At 71.8% G+C, this 20,920-nt stretch carries 15 protein-coding genes; 7 read left to right on the forward strand and 8 right to left on the reverse strand.

Annotation, left to right across the window (positions count from 1 at the left end; all coding sequences use genetic code 11):
- Positions 1 to 700 precede the first annotated feature (700 nt).
- From ACLQ27_RS22445 to ACLQ27_RS22455, 3 genes are read right to left on the reverse strand one after another with little or no spacing between them, the layout of a single operon-like run.
- Positions 701 to 1,465 carry a succinate dehydrogenase/fumarate reductase iron-sulfur subunit gene (locus ACLQ27_RS22445; protein WP_357497376.1) on the reverse strand — a complete coding sequence of 255 codons (765 nt, stop codon included), beginning with the start codon at positions 1,463 to 1,465 and terminating at the stop codon, positions 701 to 703.
- Positions 1,462 to 3,399, reverse strand: a complete 1,938-nt coding sequence (locus tag ACLQ27_RS22450; RefSeq protein ID WP_357497378.1) for a fumarate reductase/succinate dehydrogenase flavoprotein subunit — start codon at positions 3,397 to 3,399, stop codon at positions 1,462 to 1,464. Before ACLQ27_RS22450 ends, ACLQ27_RS22445 begins: the two co-directional genes overlap by 4 nt.
- Before the next feature lies 1 nt (position 3,400).
- The gene (locus ACLQ27_RS22455) at positions 3,401 to 4,084 is read right to left on the reverse strand and encodes a succinate dehydrogenase cytochrome b subunit (protein ID WP_357497380.1); all 684 of its coding nucleotides are present in this window, start codon (positions 4,082 to 4,084) and stop codon (positions 3,401 to 3,403) included.
- Between the two features lie 83 nt (positions 4,085 to 4,167).
- Here ACLQ27_RS22455 and ACLQ27_RS22460 point away from each other — a divergent pair, with 83 nt between their 5' ends.
- Positions 4,168 to 5,100, forward strand: coding sequence for a LysR family transcriptional regulator (locus ACLQ27_RS22460; protein ID WP_234587864.1), 933 nt, complete (start codon positions 4,168 to 4,170; stop codon positions 5,098 to 5,100).
- Positions 5,101 to 5,135: 35 nt separating this feature from the next.
- On the opposite strand, the gene hrpA is transcribed toward ACLQ27_RS22460, so the two are convergent.
- Positions 5,136 to 9,206, reverse strand: coding sequence for an ATP-dependent RNA helicase HrpA (hrpA, locus tag ACLQ27_RS22465; protein ID WP_425868494.1), 4,071 nt, complete (start codon positions 9,204 to 9,206; stop codon positions 5,136 to 5,138).
- 121 nt (positions 9,207 to 9,327) lie between these two features.
- On the opposite strand from hrpA, the gene ACLQ27_RS22470 reads away from it, so the two are divergent.
- Positions 9,328 to 9,696 (forward strand): cytidine deaminase, encoded by a 369-nt coding sequence (locus ACLQ27_RS22470; RefSeq protein WP_357497384.1) that lies wholly within the window; start codon positions 9,328 to 9,330, stop codon positions 9,694 to 9,696.
- A gap of 49 nt (positions 9,697 to 9,745) precedes the next feature.
- Here ACLQ27_RS22470 and ACLQ27_RS22475 read toward each other — a convergent pair whose 3' ends face one another.
- The gene (locus tag ACLQ27_RS22475) at positions 9,746 to 10,105 is read right to left on the reverse strand and encodes a YciI family protein (protein ID WP_234587861.1); all 360 of its coding nucleotides are present in this window, start codon (positions 10,103 to 10,105) and stop codon (positions 9,746 to 9,748) included.
- A gap of 130 nt (positions 10,106 to 10,235) precedes the next feature.
- On the opposite strand from ACLQ27_RS22475, the gene ACLQ27_RS22480 reads away from it, so the two are divergent.
- Genes ACLQ27_RS22480 through ACLQ27_RS22500 form a run of 5 tightly spaced genes read left to right on the forward strand, consistent with a single transcriptional unit; the run spans position 10,236 to position 16,322 of the window.
- Positions 10,236 to 12,167 (forward strand): multicopper oxidase family protein, encoded by a 1,932-nt coding sequence (locus tag ACLQ27_RS22480; RefSeq protein WP_425868495.1) that lies wholly within the window; start codon positions 10,236 to 10,238, stop codon positions 12,165 to 12,167.
- 60 nt (positions 12,168 to 12,227) lie between these two features.
- Positions 12,228 to 13,274 carry a FecCD family ABC transporter permease gene (locus tag ACLQ27_RS22485; protein WP_425868496.1) on the forward strand — a complete coding sequence of 349 codons (1,047 nt, stop codon included), beginning with the start codon at positions 12,228 to 12,230 and terminating at the stop codon, positions 13,272 to 13,274.
- A complete protein-coding gene (locus tag ACLQ27_RS22490) occupies positions 13,271 to 14,368 on the forward strand; it encodes a FecCD family ABC transporter permease (RefSeq protein WP_425868497.1) in 1,098 nt (365 codons plus the stop codon). Before ACLQ27_RS22485 ends, ACLQ27_RS22490 begins: the two co-directional genes overlap by 4 nt.
- A 20-nt stretch (positions 14,369 to 14,388) precedes the next feature.
- Positions 14,389 to 15,375: an ABC transporter ATP-binding protein gene (locus ACLQ27_RS22495; protein WP_425868498.1), complete on the forward strand. Its 987-nt coding sequence runs from the start codon at positions 14,389 to 14,391 to the stop codon at positions 15,373 to 15,375.
- Complete coding sequence (locus ACLQ27_RS22500; RefSeq protein WP_234587856.1) at positions 15,375 to 16,322, forward strand: ABC transporter substrate-binding protein; 948 nt, start codon at positions 15,375 to 15,377, stop codon at positions 16,320 to 16,322. Before ACLQ27_RS22495 ends, ACLQ27_RS22500 begins: the two co-directional genes overlap by 1 nt.
- Positions 16,323 to 16,426: 104 nt before the next feature.
- Here the strand turns inward: ACLQ27_RS22500 and ACLQ27_RS22505 are convergent, their stop codons facing one another.
- The 3 genes from ACLQ27_RS22505 to ACLQ27_RS22515 all read right to left on the reverse strand — a co-directional run bounded on the left by ACLQ27_RS22505 (position 16,427) and on the right by ACLQ27_RS22515 (position 20,857).
- A complete protein-coding gene (locus ACLQ27_RS22505; protein ID WP_425868500.1) occupies positions 16,427 to 17,329 on the reverse strand; it encodes a hypothetical protein in 903 nt (300 codons plus the stop codon).
- A 228-nt stretch (positions 17,330 to 17,557) separates the two neighbouring features.
- Positions 17,558 to 18,202, reverse strand: a complete 645-nt coding sequence (locus ACLQ27_RS22510; RefSeq protein ID WP_357497398.1) for a hypothetical protein — start codon at positions 18,200 to 18,202, stop codon at positions 17,558 to 17,560.
- A gap of 141 nt (positions 18,203 to 18,343) precedes the next feature.
- On the reverse strand, positions 18,344 to 20,857 hold the full coding sequence (locus ACLQ27_RS22515) for a DEAD/DEAH box helicase (RefSeq protein ID WP_357497400.1): 2,514 nt from the start codon (positions 20,855 to 20,857) through the stop codon (positions 18,344 to 18,346).
- Positions 20,858 to 20,920 lie beyond the last annotated feature (63 nt).

Consider the following 20,920-nt stretch of genomic DNA (forward strand, 5'->3'; position numbering starts at 1 on the left):
GGGGGCGGGGGGGCCCGGGGCCGGGGGTGGCGGGGGGTGGGTGGGGGGGGGGGGGGGCCCGGGGCCCGGGCGCGGGGGGGGCTGGCTTGATCCCTGCGCCGGGCACGGTCGCCCCCAGCCCGCGATGGTCGCCGTCGGTGCCTTCGGGGGCTGGCGCGGCCGGTTCGTGGCCTGTGCTGGGCGGTGGCCCTCCTTGATCGACTCGGGTTTCCGGAAGTCGGGGTGTCGTGGGTGCCGGGACAGGCCGACTTCCTGGATGCCGAGTTGATCAGGTCGTGCTCCCCGGTCAAGGCCTCCGGAAGCGGCGAGAGTCGCGAACATTCACCCTTTTTGTCCACCGTGCTGGGCGAAGCGGCACGAACACCGGGGGTGCGCCGACATGATCGACTCCATTTCGCCGATGCGGCGGTATTCGAGCGCCTCGGACACCGCCACATCGGCGAAATGGAGTGGATCATGCGCTCGGGCCAGGCCAAGGTCCCGGCCGGGGGCGGGGCCGGGGCTGGATCGGTCGCTGCGTCGGCGGGCGCCGACCGGACGTCTGATCGGCGATGCCCGCGGGTCGGGGTCGGCGGCAGGGGGTCGCCCGGGCCGGACCAGGGCGGTCGCTGCGTCGGCGGGCGTCGACCGTACGCCGGACCGCCGTGCCCGAGGTTCGGGGCACGGCGGTCCGGGGTGGCCAGGAGTGGCCGGGCGGTGGTCAGGAGCCGGGGGTGTTGCCGGCGCCCTTCGTGGTGGCCGCGAGGTAGTCGCGGTTGAGCCGGCCGATCGTGTTCAGCGGGATGCCCTTCGGGCAGGCCACCGTGCACTCGCCCGCGTTCGTGCAGCCACCGAAGCCTGCCTCGTCGTGCGCGTCGACCATGCCGATCACCCGGGTGTAGCGCTCCGGCTGGCCCTGCGGCAGCAGCGAGAGCTGGGTGAGCTTGGCGGCGGTGAAGAGCATGCCCGAGCCGTTCGGGCAGGCCGCCACGCACGCGCCGCAGCCGATGCAGGCCGCCGACTCGAAGGCGGCGTCCGCGTTGGCCTTGGCGACCGGGGTGGAGTGCGCCTCGGGCGCGCTGCCGGTCGGCGCGGTGATGTAGCCGCCGGCGGCGATGATCTTGTCGAAGGCGCCCCGGTTGACCACCAGGTCCTTGATGACCGGGAAGGCGCTGGCCCGCCACGGTTCGATGTCGATCGTCTCGCCGTCGGTGAACTGCCGCATGTGCAGCTGGCAGGCCGTGGTGCCGCGCTGCGGCCCGTGCGCGTCACCGTTGATCATCAGGCCGCACATGCCGCAGATGCCTTCGCGGCAGTCGTGGTCGAACGCCACCGGGTCCTCGCCGTCGAGGATCAGCCGCTCGTTGAGTACGTCGAGCATCTCCAGGAACGACATGTCCGGGGACACGTCGTTGACCGGGTAGGTCACCATCCGACCCTTGTCCTCAGGGCCCTTCTGGCGCCAGATGCGCAGGGTCAGGTTCACTTGTAGCTCCGCTGCGTGGGGTGGACGTATTCGAACTTCAGGTCTTCCTTGTGCAGCACCGAGGGCTCACCGGTGGCGGTGAACTCCCAGGCCGCCACGTACGCGAACCGGTCGTCGTCGCGCTGCGCCTCGCCGTCGGGGGTCTGGTGCTCGGCCCGGAAGTGCCCTCCGCAGGACTCCTCGCGGTGCAGGGCGTCGATGCACATCAGCTCGGCCAGCTCGAAGAAGTCGGCCACCCGGCCGGCCTTCTCCAGCGACTGGTTCAGCTCCTCGCCCGTGCCGGACACCTTGACCCGCTGCCAGAACGCGTCGCGCAGGTCGCGGATCTCGCCGATCGCCTTGCGCAACCCGGCCTCACTGCGCTCCATGCCGCAGTGCTCCCACATGATCTGGCCCAGCTCGCGGTGGAACGAGTCGACGGTCCGGTCGCCGTTGACCGCCAGCAGCCGCTGGATGCGGTCCTCGACGTCGGTACGCGCCTCGACCGCCGCCGGGTGGCTGGCGTCGACCTTGTCGAGGGGGCCCGAGGCCAGGTAGTTGGCGATCGTGGTCGGCAGCACGAAGTAGCCGTCGGCGAGGCCCTGCATCAGCGCCGAGGCGCCGAGGCGGTTCGCGCCGTGGTCGGAGAAGTTCGCCTCGCCGATCACGAACAGGCCCGGGATGCTCGACTGGAGGTCGTAGTCGACCCACAGGCCGCCCATCGTGTAGTGCACGGCGGGGTAGATCCGCATCGGCACCTCGTACGGGTCCTCGCCGGTGATCCGCTCGTACATCTCGAAGAGGTTGCCGTACTTGGCCTCGATGGCCTTGCGGCCCAGCCGGTCGATCGCGTCGGCGAAGTCGAGGTAGACACCGAGCTTGGTGGGCCCGACGCCCCGGCCCTCGTCGCACACGTTCTTCGCGGCGCGGGAGGCGATGTCGCGGGGGACCAGGTTGCCGAAGGAGGGGTAGATCCGCTCCAGGTAGTAGTCCCGCTCGTCCTCGGGAATGTCGCGCGGGTTGCGGTCGTCGCCCTTGTTCTTCGGCACCCAGACCCGGCCGTCGTTGCGCAGCGACTCGCTCATCAGGGTCAGCTTCGACTGGTGGTCGCCGGAGACGGGGATGCAGGTCGGGTGGATCTGCGTGTAGCAGGGGTTGGCGAAGTACGCGCCCTTGCGGTGCGCCCGCCAGGTGGCGGTGACGTTGCAGCCCTTGGCGTTGGTGGAGAGGTAGAAGACGTTGCCGTAGCCGCCGGAGGCGAGCACCACCGCGTCGGCCATCTCCGTGCTGATCTCGCCGGTGACCAGGTCGCGGACGACGATGCCGCGGGCCTTGCCGTCGACGAGGACCAGCTCCAGCATCTCGTGCCGGGCGTTCATCTCGACGTTGCCCAGGCCGATCTGCCGCTCCAGGGCCTGGTACGCGCCGAGCAGCAGCTGCTGGCCCGTCTGCCCCCGGGCGTAGAAGGTGCGCTGCACCTGGGCGCCGCCGAAGGAGCGGGTGTCCAGCAGGCCGCCGTACTCGCGGGCGAACGGCACGCCCTGGGCGACGCACTGGTCGATGATGTTGACCGACACCTCGGCCAGGCGGTGCACGTTCGACTCCCGGGAGCGGAAGTCGCCGCCCTTGACGGTGTCGTAGAACAGCCGGTGCACCGAGTCGCCGTCGTTGCGGTAGTTCTTCGCGGCGTTGATGCCGCCCTGCGCGGCGATCGAGTGCGCCCGGCGCGGGCTGTCCTGGTAGCAGTAGGACTTGACGTGGTAGCCCTGCTCGGCCAGCGTCGCCGCGGCCGAACCGCCGGCCAGGCCGGTGCCGACCACGATCACCGTCATCTTGCGGCGGTTGGCCGGGTTGACCAGCTTGGCCTCGAAGCGCCGGGTCTCCCAGCGCTTCTCGATCGGGCCGGCGGGAGCCTTCGTGTCGGCGATCGGGTCGCCCTCGGTGAAGAGTTCCATGTCAGGACACCAATCCGGTGAGAACGGCGAACGGGACCACCAGGTATCCGGCGCAGAGCACCACGGCGAAGACGAGCGCGGCGTTGCGCGCCCGGCGCTCGCCCCGGGGTGTCTGCTGGCCGAGGCTGCGGAACGCGCTGAACGCGCCGTGGCGCAGGTGGAAGCCGAGCGTGACGATCGCCAGGGTGTAGAAGAGCGTGACGTACCAGCGCTCCGGCGCGAAGTCGGCGACGACGTTGCCGTACGGCTTGCCCTCGGTCCCGACCGGGTTGAGCGTGCCGGTGGTCAGGTCCAGGAGGTGGTAGATCACGAACAGCAGGATGATCACGCCGCCCCAGCGCATGGTGCGGGCCGCGTAGCTGCCCCGAACCTTCTTGCGGTGGGCGTACTTGACCGGGCGGGCGGCGCGGGCGCGCATCGCCAGCACGGTGGCGGCCCAGATGTGGGCGACGACGGCCACCACGAGGACGGTGCGCAGGATCCACAGAAACCAGACACCGGGCAGCAGCGGCTTACCGATGTCGCGCAGCCAGTGCGCGTAGTGGTCGAACGAGGTCTCCCCCGTGAACACCTTCAGGTTCCCGAGCATGTGGGCGATCAGGAACAGCACCAGCAGGATGCCCGTCACCGCCATGACGGCCTTGAGGCCGACGTTCGAGCGGATGGGCGACCGAGTTTTCGTCATTACCACGGGACCGACGCTAGGAGCACTTCGATCAGTCGTCCAATGCATCAAACTCGTAGTGTTAATAGCCTTAGGCTATGTAGATGCAGCTCCATCAGCTCCGGTACTTCGTTGCGGTGGCCGAAGTACGACATTTCACCCAAGCCGCCGACATCGTCGGCATCACTCAGCCTTCTCTCAGTAAGCAAATTCACGCTCTGGAGACCGACCTCGGGGCACCGCTGTTCGAGCGGGTAAGGGGCAACATCGCCCTCACCGCGGCGGGTGAGGTGCTCCTGCCGCTGGCCACCCGGATCCTCGCCGACGTGGAGACCGCGACCCGGGAGGTGCAGGAGCTGGTCGGGCTCCGGCGGGGTCGCGTCCGGCTCGGTGCGACCCCGAGCCTTGCCACCTCGCTCGCACCGCCGGTGCTGCGTCGGTTCCGCGACGCGCATCCCACCGTCGACCTGCGCGTCGAGGAGGGCGGCTCCCAGGATCTCGTGCGGGACCTGCTGCGCGGCGACCTCGACCTGGCCCTGATCATCATGCCGGCCCAGGGCGCGGACCCGGGTCTGCGGGTCGACCCGATCCTGCGGGAGAGCCTGGTGGTGGCCTCGGTGGGGGAGGTGCCCACCGCGTCGACGACCGGCGAGCTGCGCATCACCGACCTGCGCGACCAGCCGATGGTGATGTTCCGGGAGGGCTACGACCTGCGCGACGCCACCATCCAGGCGTGCCGCGAGGCGGGCTTCGAACCGAGCTTCGCGGTGGACGGCGGCGAGATGGACGCGGTGCTCAGCTTCGTCGAGGCAGGACTGGGCATCGCGCTGGTGCCGGGCATCGTGCTGGCCCGCCGCCCCGGGGTGCGGATCACCCCCCTCGCCCCGCCCGGGGTGCGGCGGACCATCGCGGTGGCCCGCCGCCGCGACATCGTGCCGACCCACGCCGGTCGGGAACTGCGGCGGATCCTGCTCGACTACATCCAGTCGGCGATCGACCGTGGCGAGCTGCCGCCCGGCGTGGAACCGCTGACCTGACGGGCCCGGCCAGGGCCAGAGCCGCGCCGGCCGGGTCAGCGGCCCTCGGCCTCGTCCATGGCCCGGTAGATCCGCTGCTCGGAGACGGGATACGGGGTGCCCAGCGCCTGCGCGAACACGTTCACCCGCAACTCCTCGATCATCCAGCGGATCTGCCGGACGGCTGTCTCCTGGCGGCGGGCCGGGGGCAGGTTGGTGAGCAGGTCGTCGTACTCCTTCTGCACCACCGCGATCCGGTCCTGCTGCTGGCGGTCCCGCTGGGGGTTGCCGCCCAGGCGGTCCAGCCGGCGCTCGATGGCGGTCAGGTAGCGCAGCAGGTCGGGCAGGCGGGCGTACCCGGTCTCGGTGATGAAACCGGCGTGCACCAGCCCGGCGAGCTGCTTGCGGATGTCGGCGAGCGCCGCCACCACGGCCAGGTTGCGCGTCGCGCCGAGCCGCTGCTCGACCGCGTAGGCTGCGGCGAGCACCTTGCGCACCCGGTCCATCACCTCGACCACCGTGTCGACCAGGTCGGCGCGGACCTTCTCCCGCAGCGCGGCGAAGCCCTCGGCGTCCCACGCCGGCCCACCGGCCTCGCCGATCAGCCGGTCGATGGCCGCGCCCGCCGCGTCCTCGATCAGTTGCTGCACACCGCCGTGCGGGTTGCGACTCAGCGCCAGCTTCGCCTCGTTGCTCAGCCGGCCCTGCAGGAACCGGGCCGGGGACGGCACGGTGAGCCGCAGCAGCCGACGGGTGCCCGCCCAGTGCGCCGCCTCCGCCTCGGCGGGGGAGTCGAACACCTTCACCCCGACCGTCGCGCCCTCGTCGACGAGCGCCGGGTACGCGGTCACCGCGTAACCCGCGCGTACCTGCTCGATCGTCCGGGGCAGCGTGCCGATGCTCCACTCGCGCAGCCCCGTCCGGGCGACCTCCGGTGCGGCGGCCGCCACCACCTGGCGGACCTCCTGACGGAGCTGACGTTGCAGGGCCGGCAGGTCCTTGCCCTCGGCGACCGGCTTCTCGTCGGCGTCGAGCACCCGGAAGGTGACCCGCAGGTGGGCCGGCAGCTTGCCCGGCTCCCAGGCGTCGCGGGGCACGCTGACGCCTGTCATCCGCCGCAGTTGGCGGGTGAGCGCGTCCAGCAACGGCTCCTCGCCGGGTGTGATCGCGGCGAGCGCGGCCCGCGCGTAGTCCGGCACGGGGACGAAGTTGCGGCGGATCGCCTTGGGCAGCGTCCGGATCAGCGAGATCACCGTCTCCTCGCGCAGCCCCGGCACCTGCCAGTCGAAGCTCTCGGCCGGCACCTGGTTGAGCAGCGGCAGCGGGATGTCCACGGTGACGCCGTCGGTCGGCGTGCCCGGCTCGAAGCGGTAGGTCAGCGGCAGACTCACCCCGTCGGCCTGCCACTCGTCGGGGTAGTCGTTCTCGTCCACCCCGGCCCGACCGTCGTTGACCAGCACGTCGCGGGTGAAGGTGAGCAGGTCGGGCTGGTCCCGGCGGGTCGTCTTCCACCAGGTGTCGAAGTGCCGGCCGGAGACCACGTCGGCGGGGATCCGCTGGTCGTAGAAACCGAAGATGGTCTCGTCGTCGACCAGGATGTCGCGGCGTCGGGCGCGGCTCTCCAGCTCCTCGATCTCGGCGAGCAGGCGCTTGTTGTCCGCCCAGAACCGGTGGTGGGTCTGCCAGTCGCCCTCGACGAGGGCGTGCCGGATGAACAGCTCCCGGCTCAGCGCCGGGTCGATCCGCCCGAAGTTGACCTTGCGGGAGGTGACCAGGGGAACGCCGTACAGGGTGACCTTCTCGTAGGCCATCACCGCGGCCTGCTTCTTCTCCCAGTGCGGCTCGCTGTAGCTGCGCTTGACCAGGTGCTGCGCGAGCGGCTCGACCCACTCCGGCTCGACCCGGCCGGCGATGCGGCCCCACAGCCGGGAGGTCTCCACCAGCTCGGCGGCCATCACCCAGCGCGGCGGCTTCTTGAACAACGCCGAGCCGGGAAAGAGCGCGAACTTCGCGCCCCGCGCGCCCAGGTACTCGTGCTTCTGGGCGTCCTTCAGGCCGATGTGCGACAGCAGGCCCGGCAGCAACGACTGGTGCACCTTCGGGGTGTCGATCTCCTCCGGCAGGTCCGCGCCGCCGCGCCGGCCCGCACCCCGGCCGACGTCCGCGTCGTCCGAGGTGTCGCGCGCCGGTCGCCCACCCCGCCGGTCGCCCTCGGAAGGGGTACGCAGCACCTGGCGCAACTGGCTGACGATGTCCTGCCACTCGCGGATTCGCAGGTAGTTCAGGTACTCCGCCTTGCACATCCGCCGGAACGCGCTGGAGGAGAATTCCCGCTGCTGCTCGCGTAGGTAGCGCCACAGGTTGAGGTACGCGACGAAGTCCGACTCCTTGTCGGCGAACCGGGCGTGCGCCTGGTCGGCCTGGGCCTGCTTCTCCGCCGGCCGCTCGCGCGGGTCCTGGATGGACAGCGCGGCGGCGATCACCAGCACCTCGGTCGCGCAACCGTTTCGTTCGCCCTCGACCACCATGCGGGCCAGCCGCGGGTCGACCGGCAACTGGGCCAGCCGCCGGCCCAGCGCGGTGAGCCGCTTGCCCGGGTCGGCCTCGGTCGGGTCCAGCGCGCCCAGCTCGTGCAGCAGGTTGACGCCGTCGGTGATGTTGCGCCTGTCCGGCGGGTCGATGAACGGGAACGCGGCCAGGTCGCCGAGCCCGATCGCGGTCATCTGGAGGATGACCGACGCCAGGTTGGTGCGCAGGATCTCCGGGTCGGTGAACTCGGGGCGGGACAGGAAGTCCTGCTCGTCGTAGAGGCGGATGCAGATGCCGTCGGACGTACGCCCGCAGCGGCCCTTGCGCTGGTTGGCCGACGCCTGGGAGACCGGCTCGATGGGCAGCCGCTGCACCTTGAGCCGGCTGGAGTAGCGGGAGATCCGGGCGGTGCCCGGGTCCACCACGTACTTGATGCCGGGCACTGTCAGCGAGGTCTCCGCCACGTTGGTGGCGAGCACCACCCGGCGCGAGCTGTGCGCGGCGAAGACCCGGTGCTGCTCGGCGCTGGACAGCCGCGCGTACAGCGGCAGGATCTCGGTGCCGAGCAGGGACCGCTTGGACTGCACCAGCTTGCCCAGCGCGTCGGCGGTGTCCCGGATCTCCCGCTCGCCGCTGAGGAAGACCAGGATGTCGCCGGGCCCCTCGGCGGCCAACTCCTCGACGGCGTCGCCGATCGCCTGGATCTGGTCGCGGACGTTGTCCTCGTCGCCGTCACCGTCCTCGTCGCCCTCGGCCACCTCGACCAGCGGCCGGTAGCGCACCTCGACCGGGTAGGTGCGCCCGGAGACCTCGACCACTGGCGCGGGTACGCCCTGCGGCTCGTCGGCCGTGGGCGGCCCGGCGAAGTGCCGGGCGAAGCGGTCGGTCTCGATGGTCGCCGAGGTGATGATCACCTTGAGGTCGGGTCGGCGGGGCAGCAGCTCCCGCAGGTACCCGAGGATGAAGTCGATGTTGAGGCTGCGCTCGTGCGCCTCGTCGATGATCAACGTGTCGTACTGGCGCAGCATCCGGTCGGTCTGCAACTCGGCCAGCAGGATGCCGTCGGTCATCAGCTTGACCAGGCTGCGGTCGCTGACCTGGTCGGTGAAGCGCACCTTGTAGCCGACCACGTCGCCCAGCTCGGTGCCCAGCTCGTCGGCGATGCGATCGGCCACCGTGCGGGCGGCCAGCCGCCGGGGCTGGGTGTGCCCGATCAGGCCGTTGACGCCGCGCCCCAGCTCCAGGCAGATCTTGGGGATCTGGGTGGTCTTGCCGGAGCCGGTCTCGCCGGCCACGATCACCACCTGATGATCACGGATGGCGGCCGCGATGTCGTCCTTGCGGTCACTGACCGGCAACCCGGCCGGGTACGTGATCACCGGCACCGCCGCCCGTCGGGCGGCCAGCCGTTGCTCGGCCCGGGTCAGCTCGGCGGTGATCTCGGTAAGCGCCGCCTCCCGGCGCTGCGGGTCGCGCAGCTTGCGGGCACCGTCGAGGCGCCGCTGGAGCCGGCGTTGGTCGCGGAACATCAGGGGAGTGAGGCGGCGGTGCAGCTCGCGGACGGGATCGGTCGCGGCGGAGGCGGCTGGATTCTGCATGTCGTGCCCAAGGATAGGCAGCGCGGCGGCGGATCGCCCCTGGGTTACCGCCTCAAGCGGTGCGGCAGCGCGTCCACGGCCGTCTAGAGTTGCGGCCGACGTCGAGCGCTGGGGGGCCGGGATGGAGCTGCGGGACACCGACCGGGCGTTGGTGCAGGCCGCCACGGCGGTCGCCAAGCTGCGGTGCCGCAGCCAGCGCCACACCGGTGCGTCGGCCGCCCGGACCGCCGACGGGCGGGTGTTCTCCGGCGTGAACATCCAGCACGACAGCGGCGACACCTGCGCGGAACTGGTCGTGATCGGCACCGCCGCCACGCAGGGCGTGACCGAGCTGGAGACGATCGTCACGGTCACCGACCGGGGCCGCGCGGTCATCGAGCCGTGCGACAGGTGCGCTCAGGTGCTCGGTGCCTACTTTCCGTCGCTGCGGGTGATCGTCGGCGAGGTGGACGACCTGCGGGTGGTCCCGATCGAGGGCCTGCCCGGCTGACCGTCAAGAGCCCGCTCGGCTGACCGTCGAGGGTTCCGATTCGCCGGCTTCAGTCGCCGGAGGCCGCCTCCAGCATCGACCGGGGCATCGGCACGCTCTCGAACCGCACGTTGCCCTCGGGCACCATCCAACTCGTCACCCGTGCGACGAGCAGGCCGGCGCGGACGGCCGGATCGTCGGCGTAGAGCGCGCGTACCTCCTCCGGCGAGATCGAGAACACGACGAAGCCCCGCAGTTGCCCGTCGTCGGCGTCCAGGAACGGCCCGGCCGCCAGCACCAGCCCCTGCTCCACGAACCCCGCCTGATGGGCGAGGTGGGCGCTCTGCACCCGGTCGATCGCCTCCAGTGGCAGGTCCGGCGGATCCGACGGCCGGATCAGGAGGACGACCGTGTGCCTGTCGAATCGCATGCTCACACCCTATGGCGCGATCGGGGCCGGATGTCCCTCTTACGGGTGGCATCGGTGTTCTGTCGCACTTGTTCCCTTCCGCGAAACTCATTCTCTTATCGGGGAATGGGATGCGAATGGGAGGTGTGGCATGGTCACCAGACGAGGGCTGCTTGCCGCCGGTGCCGCCGGTGGCGCGGCGGTACTGGTCCCGGCGGGCTCCACGGCCGCGGGCCGCGCGCTCGCCGGAGTGGCGTCGTTGGACGCCGCCGACATCCCGAAGTACGTCGCGCCGTTGCGGATCCCACCGGCGATGCCGGCCGTGGCGACCGGTCCGGAGCGGGACACGTACGTCATCGGCGTACGACAGTTCCGCCAGCAGATCCTGCCGCCTTCGTGGCCGCGTACGACGGTGTGGGGTTACGGCTCGACGGCCCACCCCGGCAGCTTCGGCTACCCGGCGCCCAGCATCGTGGCGCGGGTGAACCACCCGGTGCGCGTGACCTGGGTCAACCAGCTCGTCGACGGCCGGGGCGACTTTCTGCCGCACCTGCTGCCGGTCGATCCCACCCTGCACTGGGCCAACCCCGCCGGCGGAAACGCCAACCGGGACCAGCACGGCCGTCGCGACGGCGACCCGCGCGGATACCGCGGGCCGGTGCCCCAGGTGGTGCATCTGCACGGTGCACACAGCCCGCAGGAGAGCGACGGGCACGCCGAGGCGTGGTACCTGCCGGTGGCGCGCGATCTGCCGTCCGACTTCGCCGTCTGCGGAAGCGTGTACGACGAGTTCCGGTCCCGCTTCGCCGAGCGTTCCGGTCTGCGCTGGGCGCCGGGCTCGGCCACCTTCGAGTACGCCAACGACCAGGCGCCGGGCACCCTCTGGTACCACGACCACACGTTGGGGGTGACCGCCCAGAACGTCTACGCCGGACCGGCCGGCTTCTACCTGCTCGGCGGCGACGACCTGCCGGACGGGGTCCTACCCGGCCCGGGGCCGGCCCACGACGACCCTCCGGACGTCCGCTACCGCGATATTCCGCTGATGATCCAGGATCGGAGCTTCACCGCCGACGGCGAGTTGCTCTACCCGGGGGAGCGCTCGTGGCACGGCGCCGGCTCCACAATCGTGGTCAACGGTCGCACCTGGCCCAGCCTCACGGTGCAGCGGCGGCGCTACCGGTTCCGCCTGCTCAACGCCTCGAACAATCGTTTTCTGCTGCTGAGCGTGGCTGCCCACGCCACGGCGCGGCCGGCCCGCCCGGTGCTGCCGATCTGGCAGATCGGCAGCGACGGCGGGTTCCTGCCCGAGCCGGTGTCGCACGAACGCGTGGGCCTCGGCCCCGCCCAGCGGGTCGACGCCATCGTCGACTTCACCGACGTGCCCGCCGGTACCGAGCTGTACCTCGTCAACGAGGGACCCGACTGGGCGTACCGCGGTGGCCGGCCCGGGGTCGACTTCCCGCCGGCCGATCCGCGATCCACCGGGCAGGTGCTGCGCTTCGTGGTCACCGAGGCGACCGGCCCGGACCCGAGCGTGCCGCCGGAGCAGCTGCGGCTGCCGGCACATCCTGGGCTGCCAGCGGCCCAGCGGGTTCGGCGGTTGTCCCTCAACGAGCGCATGTCCGGCTCGTCGGGGTCGATGACGATGCTGCTCGGCACCCTCGACGAGCGGGGCCGTCCTCGGCCCATGCGCTGGAGCGATCCGGCGACCGAGCAGCCGACCCTCGGCGCCACCGAGGTGTGGGAACTGCGCAACTTCACCCGCCTGGTCCATCCGATCCACCTGCACCAGGCCCAGTTCGAGGTGCTCGGCCGCGGGCATTCGGGCCGGGTGCCGCCGGCTCCGGGGGAACGGGGGCGGATGGACACGGTGCTCGCGTACCCGTGGGAGGTGACCCGGATCAAGGCGCGCTTCGACCTGCCCGGCCGCTACGCCTGGCACTGTCACCTCCTGGAGCACGAGGACAACGAGATGATGCGGCCACTGGACGTGCTGCCGGGCGGCGGTGCGGCGACCGGGGACGGCAGCACGGCACGCGACCCGGACACGTCCGGGTCGGCATCGACCGACGCCGGTTAGGTCACTTTCTGCAGGTCGGCTAAGGTTAGGCGAACCTAAGCTCGAACGTGCAGGAGACTCGTGACCACCCTCGTCGACCGGCCGACGCCGGCCCGCAACCGGTCCGGTACCCGTACCGGCCGGCGGGTGGCCGTCACCGTCGGGGCGGCACTGGTGCTGCTGCTCGCCGTGCTGGCGAGCTTCGCGCTGGGCAGCCGGCCACTCGGTGTCGGTGCCGTGTGGCACGCCCTCGTCGCGCCGGACGGCAGCGACGCGAGCACGATCGTCCGGGAACTGCGCATTCCGCGTACCACCCTGGGCCTCGCTGTCGGGCTCGCCCTCGCCGTGGCCGGGGTGCTGTTCCAGGCGCTCACCCGCAACCCCCTCGCCGAGCCCCGCATCCTCGGCATCAGCGCCGGCGCGTCGTTCGGCGTGGTGCTCGCCATCTCCGTCTTCGGCGTCGGCACGCTCGCCGGCTACGTCTGGTTCGGCATCGCCGGGGCGCTGGTCGCCGGGCTGCTGGTCTTCGCCATCGCCAGCCGGGCCCGCGAGGGCGCGAGTCCGGTCACCCTCGCGCTGGTCGGCGCGGCGCTCGACGCCAGCCTCGCCTCCGGGGTGTACGCGCTGCTCAGCATCGACGCCCGCACCTTCGAGGAGTACCGGTTCTGGGTCGTCGGCGGGCTGGCCGGCCGGGACCTCGGCGTCACCGCCCAGGTGCTGCCCTTCGTTCTCGTCGGGTTGCTGCTGGCGGTCCTGGTGGCCCGCGGCCTGGACGCGCTGGCCCTCGGCGACGACGTGGCCCGCGGCCTGGGCCACCGCATCGGGCTGGTCCGCCTCACCGGTGGCCTCGCCGCGGTGCTGCTGACCGGCGCCGCGGTGGCCGCCGCCGGGCCGGTCGCCTTCGTCGGACTGGCCGTGCCGCACCTGGCCCGTGCCCTGGTCGGCGCGGACCACCGCTGGACCCTCGCCGTCTCCGCCCTGCTCGGGCCCGCGCTGCTGCTCGGCGCCGACGTCGTCGGCCGGCTCGTCGCCCCGCCCGGCGAGATACCGGCCGGGATCATCACCGCCCTGATCGGTGCGCCGCTGCTGGCCCTGCTGGTCCGCCGCGCCCGGGTGGTGACCGCGTGACGACCACCCAGCGCCCGGTCCCCGGCCCGGCAGGCCCCGCCGCCTCGCCCGGTGGCGGCTCGGCCCGACTGCCGGGGCGGTCGCTGCTGCTGCTCGGCCCGGTCAGCCTGCAGATCCGCCGCCGGGCGGTGCTGGTCGCCGCCGTGCTGACCGTGCTGCTCCTGCTCGCGATGCTGCTCAGCCTCTCCCTCGGCACCCCGTACGTCGCCCCGGCCGACGTGCTGCGGGCGCTCTCCGGCGCGGGCACCCCGTACGACCTCGTCGTCTTTGATCTGCGGTTGCCCCGGATCGTGCTGGCCGCGGTGGCCGGGGCGGCCTTCGGAGTGGCCGGCACGCTGATCCAGAGCGTGGCGCGCAACCCCCTCGCGAGCCCGGACGTCATCGGCATCACCCAGGGCGCCGGCCTCGCCGCGACAGTGGCGCTGACCAGCGGTGCGGCGGCGGTGCTGGTGGCGCCGAGCGCGCTGGTCGGCGGCCTGCTGGCGGCAGTGCTGCTGTTCGCCCTCGGCGCCCGGCACGGGCTGGCCGCGCAGCGGTTCGTCCTCGCCGGCGTGGCTGTCGCGTTCGCCTTCCGGGCGCTCACCGAGGTGGTCATGCTCACCGCCGACCCGATCGACGGGCTGCGGGCGCAGATCTGGCTGATCGGCACCCTCGCCGGCAAGGGCTGGACCGAGGCCGCCTGGATCGCCGGCACAATGCTGGTGCTGCTGCCGGTGCTGGCCTGGGCCGGCTGGGCGCTGAACAGCACCGCCCTGGACGACGACACCGCGCGGGGCGTCGGGCTGCGTCCCGTGGCCCGCCGGATCGGGCTGGCCGGCACCGGCGTGCTCGTCGCCGCGATGGTCACCGCCCAGGTCGGCGCCGTCGACTTCGTGGCGCTCGTCGCACCCCAACTGGCCCGCCGGCTGGTCCGCGCCGAACGGCCCCCGCTGGTCTGCGCCGCGCTGCTCGGCGCGCTGCTGCTGGTGCTTGCCGACCTGGCCGGCCGACGGCTGTTCGCACCCACCCAACTGCCGGCCGGTGTGCTGACCGCCGCGATCGGCGGCCCGTACCTGATCTTCCTGTTGCTTCGTGGACGGCGGCGGTCGTCGTGACGCCCTCAAGGAGTCGTGTGATGCTCTCCACCCGCGACCTGGTCGTCGGCTACGACGACAGGACCGTGCTCGACGGGCTCACCCTGGACCTGCCGACCGACGCGTTCACCGTCATCGTCGGCCCCAACGCCTGCGGCAAGTCCACCCTGCTGCGCACGATGGCCCGCCTGCTCACCCCGCGACGCGGCACGGTCCTGCTGGACGGCACCGCCATCCGTGACCTGCCCACCCGCGACGTGGCCCGCCGGCTCGGCGTCCTGCCGCAGAGCCCGCTCGTACCCGAGGGCGTCACGGTGGCCGACCTGGTCGGGCGCGGCCGGCAGCCGTACCAGCGGTGGTGGCGGCAGTGGTCGTCCACCGACGCCGCGGCGGTGGACGAGGCGATGAGCCTGGCCGACGTGGCCGACCTGGCCGACCGGCCCGTGGACAGCCTCTCCGGCGGCCAGCGGCAACGCGTGTGGATCGCCATGACCCTCGCCCAGGACACCGACGCCCTGCTGCTGGACGAACCGACCACCTTCCTCGACCTGGCCCACCAGGTGGAGGTGCTGGACCTGCTGCACCGGTTGCGCGTCGAGCGGGGCCGCACCGTGGTCGCCGTGCTGCACGACCTCAACCAGGCTGCCCGCTACGCCGACCACCTGATCGCGATGCGCGCCGGCGCGGTGGTGGCCGCCGGGCCGCCCCGGGAGATCCTCACCGCGGACCTGGTCCGGGATGTCTTCGGGCTGGCCTGCGTCGTCGTCCCCTGCCCGGTGACCGGAGCCCCGCTCGTGGTGCCCGCCCACACCGGCGGCCACGCCGCCCCGGCCGCTGCTCCCGCCGCCGATCCGGCCACGCCTGCTGCCGGCGCGGATTCTCCGGCCGGCGGCTCCGCTAGCCCGGCCACCGGGTCAGCTGCGGTGGGCGACCCCGAATCGTCGACGGCGTCCGTACCGGACGCCCGACCCGCCACCGGCGACGCGGTCAACCCGCTCGCCGGCACGTACCCCTCGAAAGGACTCTGATGCGTCGTCTCGTCGCCGCTCTCGCCGCGGCCGTCGCCCTCGGGGCCGGCCTCACCGCCTGCGGTGAGAGCGACCCGGTCGCCGGCTCCGCCACCGGGGAGACCCGGGAGATCACCCACGCCATGGGCACCACCAAGGTCCCGGCCGACCCCAAGCGCGTCGTCGTGCTCGACACCGACAAGATCGACACGGCGCTCTCGCTGGGCATCACCCCCGTCGGCGCGGCCACCGCAGGTGAGGCGAAGAGCTGGCCGACGTACTTCGGTGCGGACAAGCTCACCGGCATCAAGGAGGTCGGGGTGCTCACCGAGCCCGACCTGGAGGCGATCAACGCGCTCAAGCCGGACCTCATCCTCGGCAGCAAGTTCCGCCAGGAGAAGTTCTACGACGAGCTGGCCGCCATCGCGCCCACCGTGTTCACCGACAAGGTGGGCATCACCTGGAAGGACAACTTCCTGCTCGACGGCAAGGCGCTCGGCCGCGAACAGCAGGCCAAGGACCTGCTCGGCGCGTACGAGAAGCGGGCCAAGGACTTCGGCGCCACCCTCGGTGACCCCGCCGCCCGCAAGGTGTCGATCGTGCGCTTCATCCCGGGCAACATCCGGGTGTACGGCCCGGACTCCTTCTCCGGCATCGTCGTCGGCGACACCGGCCTCGGCCGCCCCGAGCGGCAGATGCTGGCCAACAAGGAGGACAAGCGCTTCGACCTGGTCAGCCCCGAGCGGATCAACGAGGTCGACGGCGACGTCATCTTCGTGACCGCGTACGGCGACAAGGCCGCCGCCGAGCAGGCCAAGGTGGCGGGCGGCACCCTCTGGAAGGGCCTCGGCGCGGTCAAGGCCGGCAAGGCGTACCCGGTCTCCGACGAGGTCTGGATGACCGGCATCGGCGTCGGCGCCGCCAACAAGATCCTCGACGACCTGGCCAAGTACCTCCCGGCCGCCTGACCAGCCGCGCACCCCGCGCGCCGGCCATGATCGTGCTCGATCCATGAAGTAGTGGCCTCCCTCGACGGGGAGGCCACTACTTCCATGTTCGAGCGCGATCACCGTCACCGAGGAAAGCGCGAGCGGGTTCGCAACGCGGCTCGGACCTCGGCGAGGAACCCGTCGAAGTCGTCCCGGAGGCGTTTGGCGGTCAGGTGGAGCACGATCCAGTCGCTGCCGAGCAGTCGGTTGAGGCGTCGGCGGTCCCGGTGAAACTGCTCGGGATCGTCGTGCCAGAGCCCGTCGTACTCCACGGCGACCTTGAACTGCGGCCAGGCCAGGTCCAGTCGGGCCACGAACCGGCCCTGCTCGGCCACGACCCACTGCGTCTCCGGTCGCGGCAGCCCGGCGACCACCAGCCGTACCCGGGTGCGCGACTCCTGAGGGGACTCCGCGCCCGCGTCGGCCAGGTCGACTGCGCGTAGCAGCGACCGCCAGCCGCGTCGTCCGGCCCGGCTCAGCGCGTACTCGCGCAGGGCTGGCGTGGTCGTCAGCCGGCTCGCCAGCATGGCGTCGATGACGACCACCGCCTCGATCACGTCGAGCCAACGGGCCAGGTCCCAACAGGTACGCGCCGGGCTGGTCACCGTGATCCCGGCCCGGTCCACGGTGTCGCCGGAGTCGATCTCCGCGTGGTGGACCCGGATGCCGGCGCTCGGGCCGATTCGGGTGGCGGCGGGAACGAGGACGTCGACCGGCTCGTTCGCGATCGGCTGTGCGCAGCCGTAGAGGGCGGCGGCAGCACGCCCCGCGATGGCGGCGCCGGGCGGGACCAACCAGCGTCCGACAGCGGCGCATCTGATGGTGTGGGTGACGGTGACCTGGGCATCGGCGTAGACGTCCCGAAAGAGCGGTCGCCACGCCGAGCTGCGGAGGTCGTTGCGGGTCAGCAGGCCTCGCGAGACGGCGGTCGAGCCACGGAAGACCCGACCCCGCAACTGCGGCGGCCGACGAGGAGCTTTCGGCATGGCTTCAGGCTGGTCGAATCCGCGCGCACCACGCTGCCCCTGTGGATAACCACCGTCACCGGGCCGGCGTCGGTGCGCATCGTTGTCCGCATGATCGCGCTCGAACATGGATGTAGTGGCCTCCCCGTCGAGAGGAGGCCACTACATCCTGGATCGAGCGCGATCTTGCCGGGCGCGGCGGGCGACGGGTGGCCGCGCGGGTGGGTGAGACGGAGGCGGTGGTCGGGGTTAGGCGGCTGTGGACCAGATGGCGCGGAAGGCGGCGGCTTCGCCGGAGAGCCATCGTTCGATCTGGTCGGGCTTGGCGTCGGCGGGTGTGCGGTGGGCCTGGCCCCGGCGGACGTCGACCAGGACCGGCTCGGCGTGCGGGAGGACCGCGTCCATGTGACGGGCCATCAGGTGCAGGGTGGCGAGCACCGACTCCTCGCTCGGTGGGGCCTCGTCGAAGTGCAGGCGGACCGCTTCGGCGCGGCCGTCGGCGTGGCGTACCCCGAAATGGGGGTTGATCTTGACGGGCAGGTCACCCAGCATGGCCAGGGCGTCGCGGGTCTGGGCGAGGTCGATGGCGGCCGGATCGCCGAGGGAGTGCAGCCAGGCCGTGGCACCGGGCACCAGGGCCTGGTAGAGCGGGCGCCACCGTGGCTTGACGATGTCGGCCACCCCGGCCAGGTGGGTGCCGCCGGTGTGGAAGGCGATGTCGGCCTTGAGCGCCTTGACGAACTGGCCGTGCGGGTTGAAGCCGGACCGGCTGGCGCGCTGCTTGCGCAGCCCGCCCACGAAGGTCGCCTTGGTGGGGCCGGTGCGGTCGACGTAGCGGGTGAAACCGAGCAACGTGGCGTACGGCGTGAGGGGCGTGGAGGCGGGCGCGGTCACGGGCGTCCTCCCAGTTCAGGAGCGGTATTAGTACATACATTCTAATCGACACCCCTGACATCGCCCAGTGAAAACGGAGGTGCGGAAGACGCGACAAAGGGGGCCGCCCGGCGTGCGGACGACCCCCTGTCGAAACGGTGGCTAGAGCTGGCCGACGTCCGTGATCCGGACGACCGCCGCCCCGACCTCGTCCGAGGCGACGAGGTCGATCTCCGCGCTGATACCCCAGTCGTGGTCGCCGTCCGGGTCGTCGAAGATCTGCCGGACGGTCCACCGCTCCCGGCCCTGCTCGATCATCAGCAGCGCCGGGCCGCGGGCGTCCGGCCCGACGCCTATCGAGTCGTACGCCTCGAAGTACGGCGCGAGGGCGTCGGCCCACGCGTCGTAGTCCCAGCCGTCCTCGGCGTCCAGCTCGGCGAGCAGGTCCCAGCGGCGCAGCGCGGCCAGCTCGACGCGGCGGAACAGCGCGTTGCGCACCAGCACCCGGAACGCCCGCGCGTTGCGGGTCACCGCGGGTGGCCGGTCGCTCAGCGAGGCGTGCGCCTGGGCCACCTCGGCCACGTCGGACGGGTTGCGCAGCCGCTCCCACTCGTCGATGAGGCTGGAGTCGACCTGGCGGACCAGCTCGCCCAACCACTCGATGAGGTCGATCAGCTCCTCGGTCTTGGCGTCCTCGGGCACGGTCTGGCGCAGCGTCTTGTACGCGTCGGCCAGATAGCGCAGGACCAGCCCTTCCGAACGGGTCAGCCCGTAGAACTGCACGTACTCGGTGAAGGTCATGGCCCGCTCGTACATGTCGCGGACCACGGCCTTGGGGGAGAGCTGGTGGTCGGCGACCCACGGGTGGCCCTGCCGGTACATCTCGTACGCGGCCTCCAGCAGCTCGGCCAGGGGCTTCGGGTGGGTCACCTCGTCGAGCAGTTCGAGGCGTGCCTCGTACTCGATTCCCTCGGCCTTCATCGCGGCGACGGCCTCGCCGCGGGCCTTGAACTGCTGTGCGGAGAGGATCTGCCGGGGGTCGTCGAGGATCGACTCGATCACGCTGAGCACGTCGAGCGCGTACGACGGGGACTCGGCGTCGAGCAGCTCGATGGTGGCCAGGGCGAGGGGGGAGAGCGGCTGGTTGAGGGCGAAGTCGAGCTGGAGGTCGACGGTGAGGCGGATCCGCCGGCCCGTCTCGTCCGGCTCGGGCAGCTCCTCGACCACCCCGCCGGCGCGCAGCGCCCGGTAGATGGCGATGGCCCGGCGGATGTGCCGGCGCTGGGCGGCCGGCTCCTCGTGGTTGTCGGTGAGCAGGTGCCGCATCGCCGTGAACGCGTCCCCGGGGCGGCCGATGACGTTGAGCAGCATCGAGTGGCTGACCTGGAAACTGGAGGTCAGCGGCTCCGGCTCGGCGTCGACGAGGCGGTCGAAGGTGGGCTGACCCCAGCCGATCGAGCCCTCCGGCGGCTTCTTGCGGACCACCTTGCGGCGCTTCTTGGGGTCGTCGCCGGCCTTGGCGAGGGCCTTCTCGTTGTCGATGACGTGCTCGGGGGCCTGCACCACGACCCGGCCGATGGTGTCGTAGCCGGCCCGGCCGGCCCGCCCGGCGATCTGGTGGAACTCGCGGTTCTTGAGCAGCCGGGTCCGTACCCCGTCGTACTTGGACAGGCCGGTGAAGAGCACGGTGCGGATCGGCACGTTGATGCCGACGCCGAGGGTGTCGGTGCCGCAGATGACCTTGAGCAGGCCGGCCTGGGCGAGGGTCTCCACGAGCCTGCGGTACTTGGGCAGCATGCCGGCGTGGTGCACGCCGATGCCGTGCCGGACCAACCGGGACAGCGTCTTGCCGAAGCCGGAGGTGAACCGGAATCCGCCGATCGCCTGGGCGATCATGTCCTTCTCGGCGCGGGTGCAGACGTTCACGCTCATCAGCGCCTGGGCGCGTTCCAGCGCGGCGGCCTGGGTGAAGTGCACGACGTACACCGGGGCCTGCTTGGTCTCCAGCAGCTCTTCGAGCGTCTCGTGCAGCGGCGTCATCGCGTACGAGAAGATCAGCGGGACCGGCCGCTCCGCCGAGCGCACGACGGCTGTCGGCCGCCCGGTGCGTCGGGTCAGGTCGTCGACGAACCGGGTGGTGTCCCCGAGGGTGGCGGACATCAGGACGAACTGGGCCTGCGGCAGCTCGATGATCGGCACCTGCCAGGCCCAGCCCCGGTCGGGCTCGGCGTAGAAGTGGAACTCATCCATGATCACCTGGCCGACGTCGGCCTTGGCGCCCTCGCGTAGCGCCAGGTTGGCCAGGATCTCCGCGGTGCAGCAGATGATCGGGGCGTCGGCGTTGACGCTGGCGTCGCCGGTGAGCATGCCGACGTTCTCGGCGCCGAAGACCTCGCAGAGCGCGAAGAACTTCTCCGACACCAGGGCCTTGATCGGCGCGGTGTAGAAGGTCGTCCGGCTGTCCGCGAGCGCCGCGAAGTGCGCCGCGATCGCCACCAGGCTCTTGCCCGAGCCGGTGGGCGTGTTCATGATCAGGTTGGCGCCGGAGACGATCTCGATGACCGCCTCCTCCTGATGGGGGTAGAGGTCGAGGCCGCGCTCCTTCGCCCAACTGGCGAACGCGTCGAAGAGGGTGTCGGGGTCGGCGCTTGTCGGCAGCGCGGCGGTGAGCGTCATATCCCGTCCATGGTGCCTGGATCATGCCCCCGCGCGCCAACCCGACCTCCGGCGGGCACCCGT

This window comes from Micromonospora sp. DT63 (genome assembly GCF_049841615.1).
Taxonomy (GTDB): domain Bacteria; phylum Actinomycetota; class Actinomycetes; order Mycobacteriales; family Micromonosporaceae; genus Micromonospora.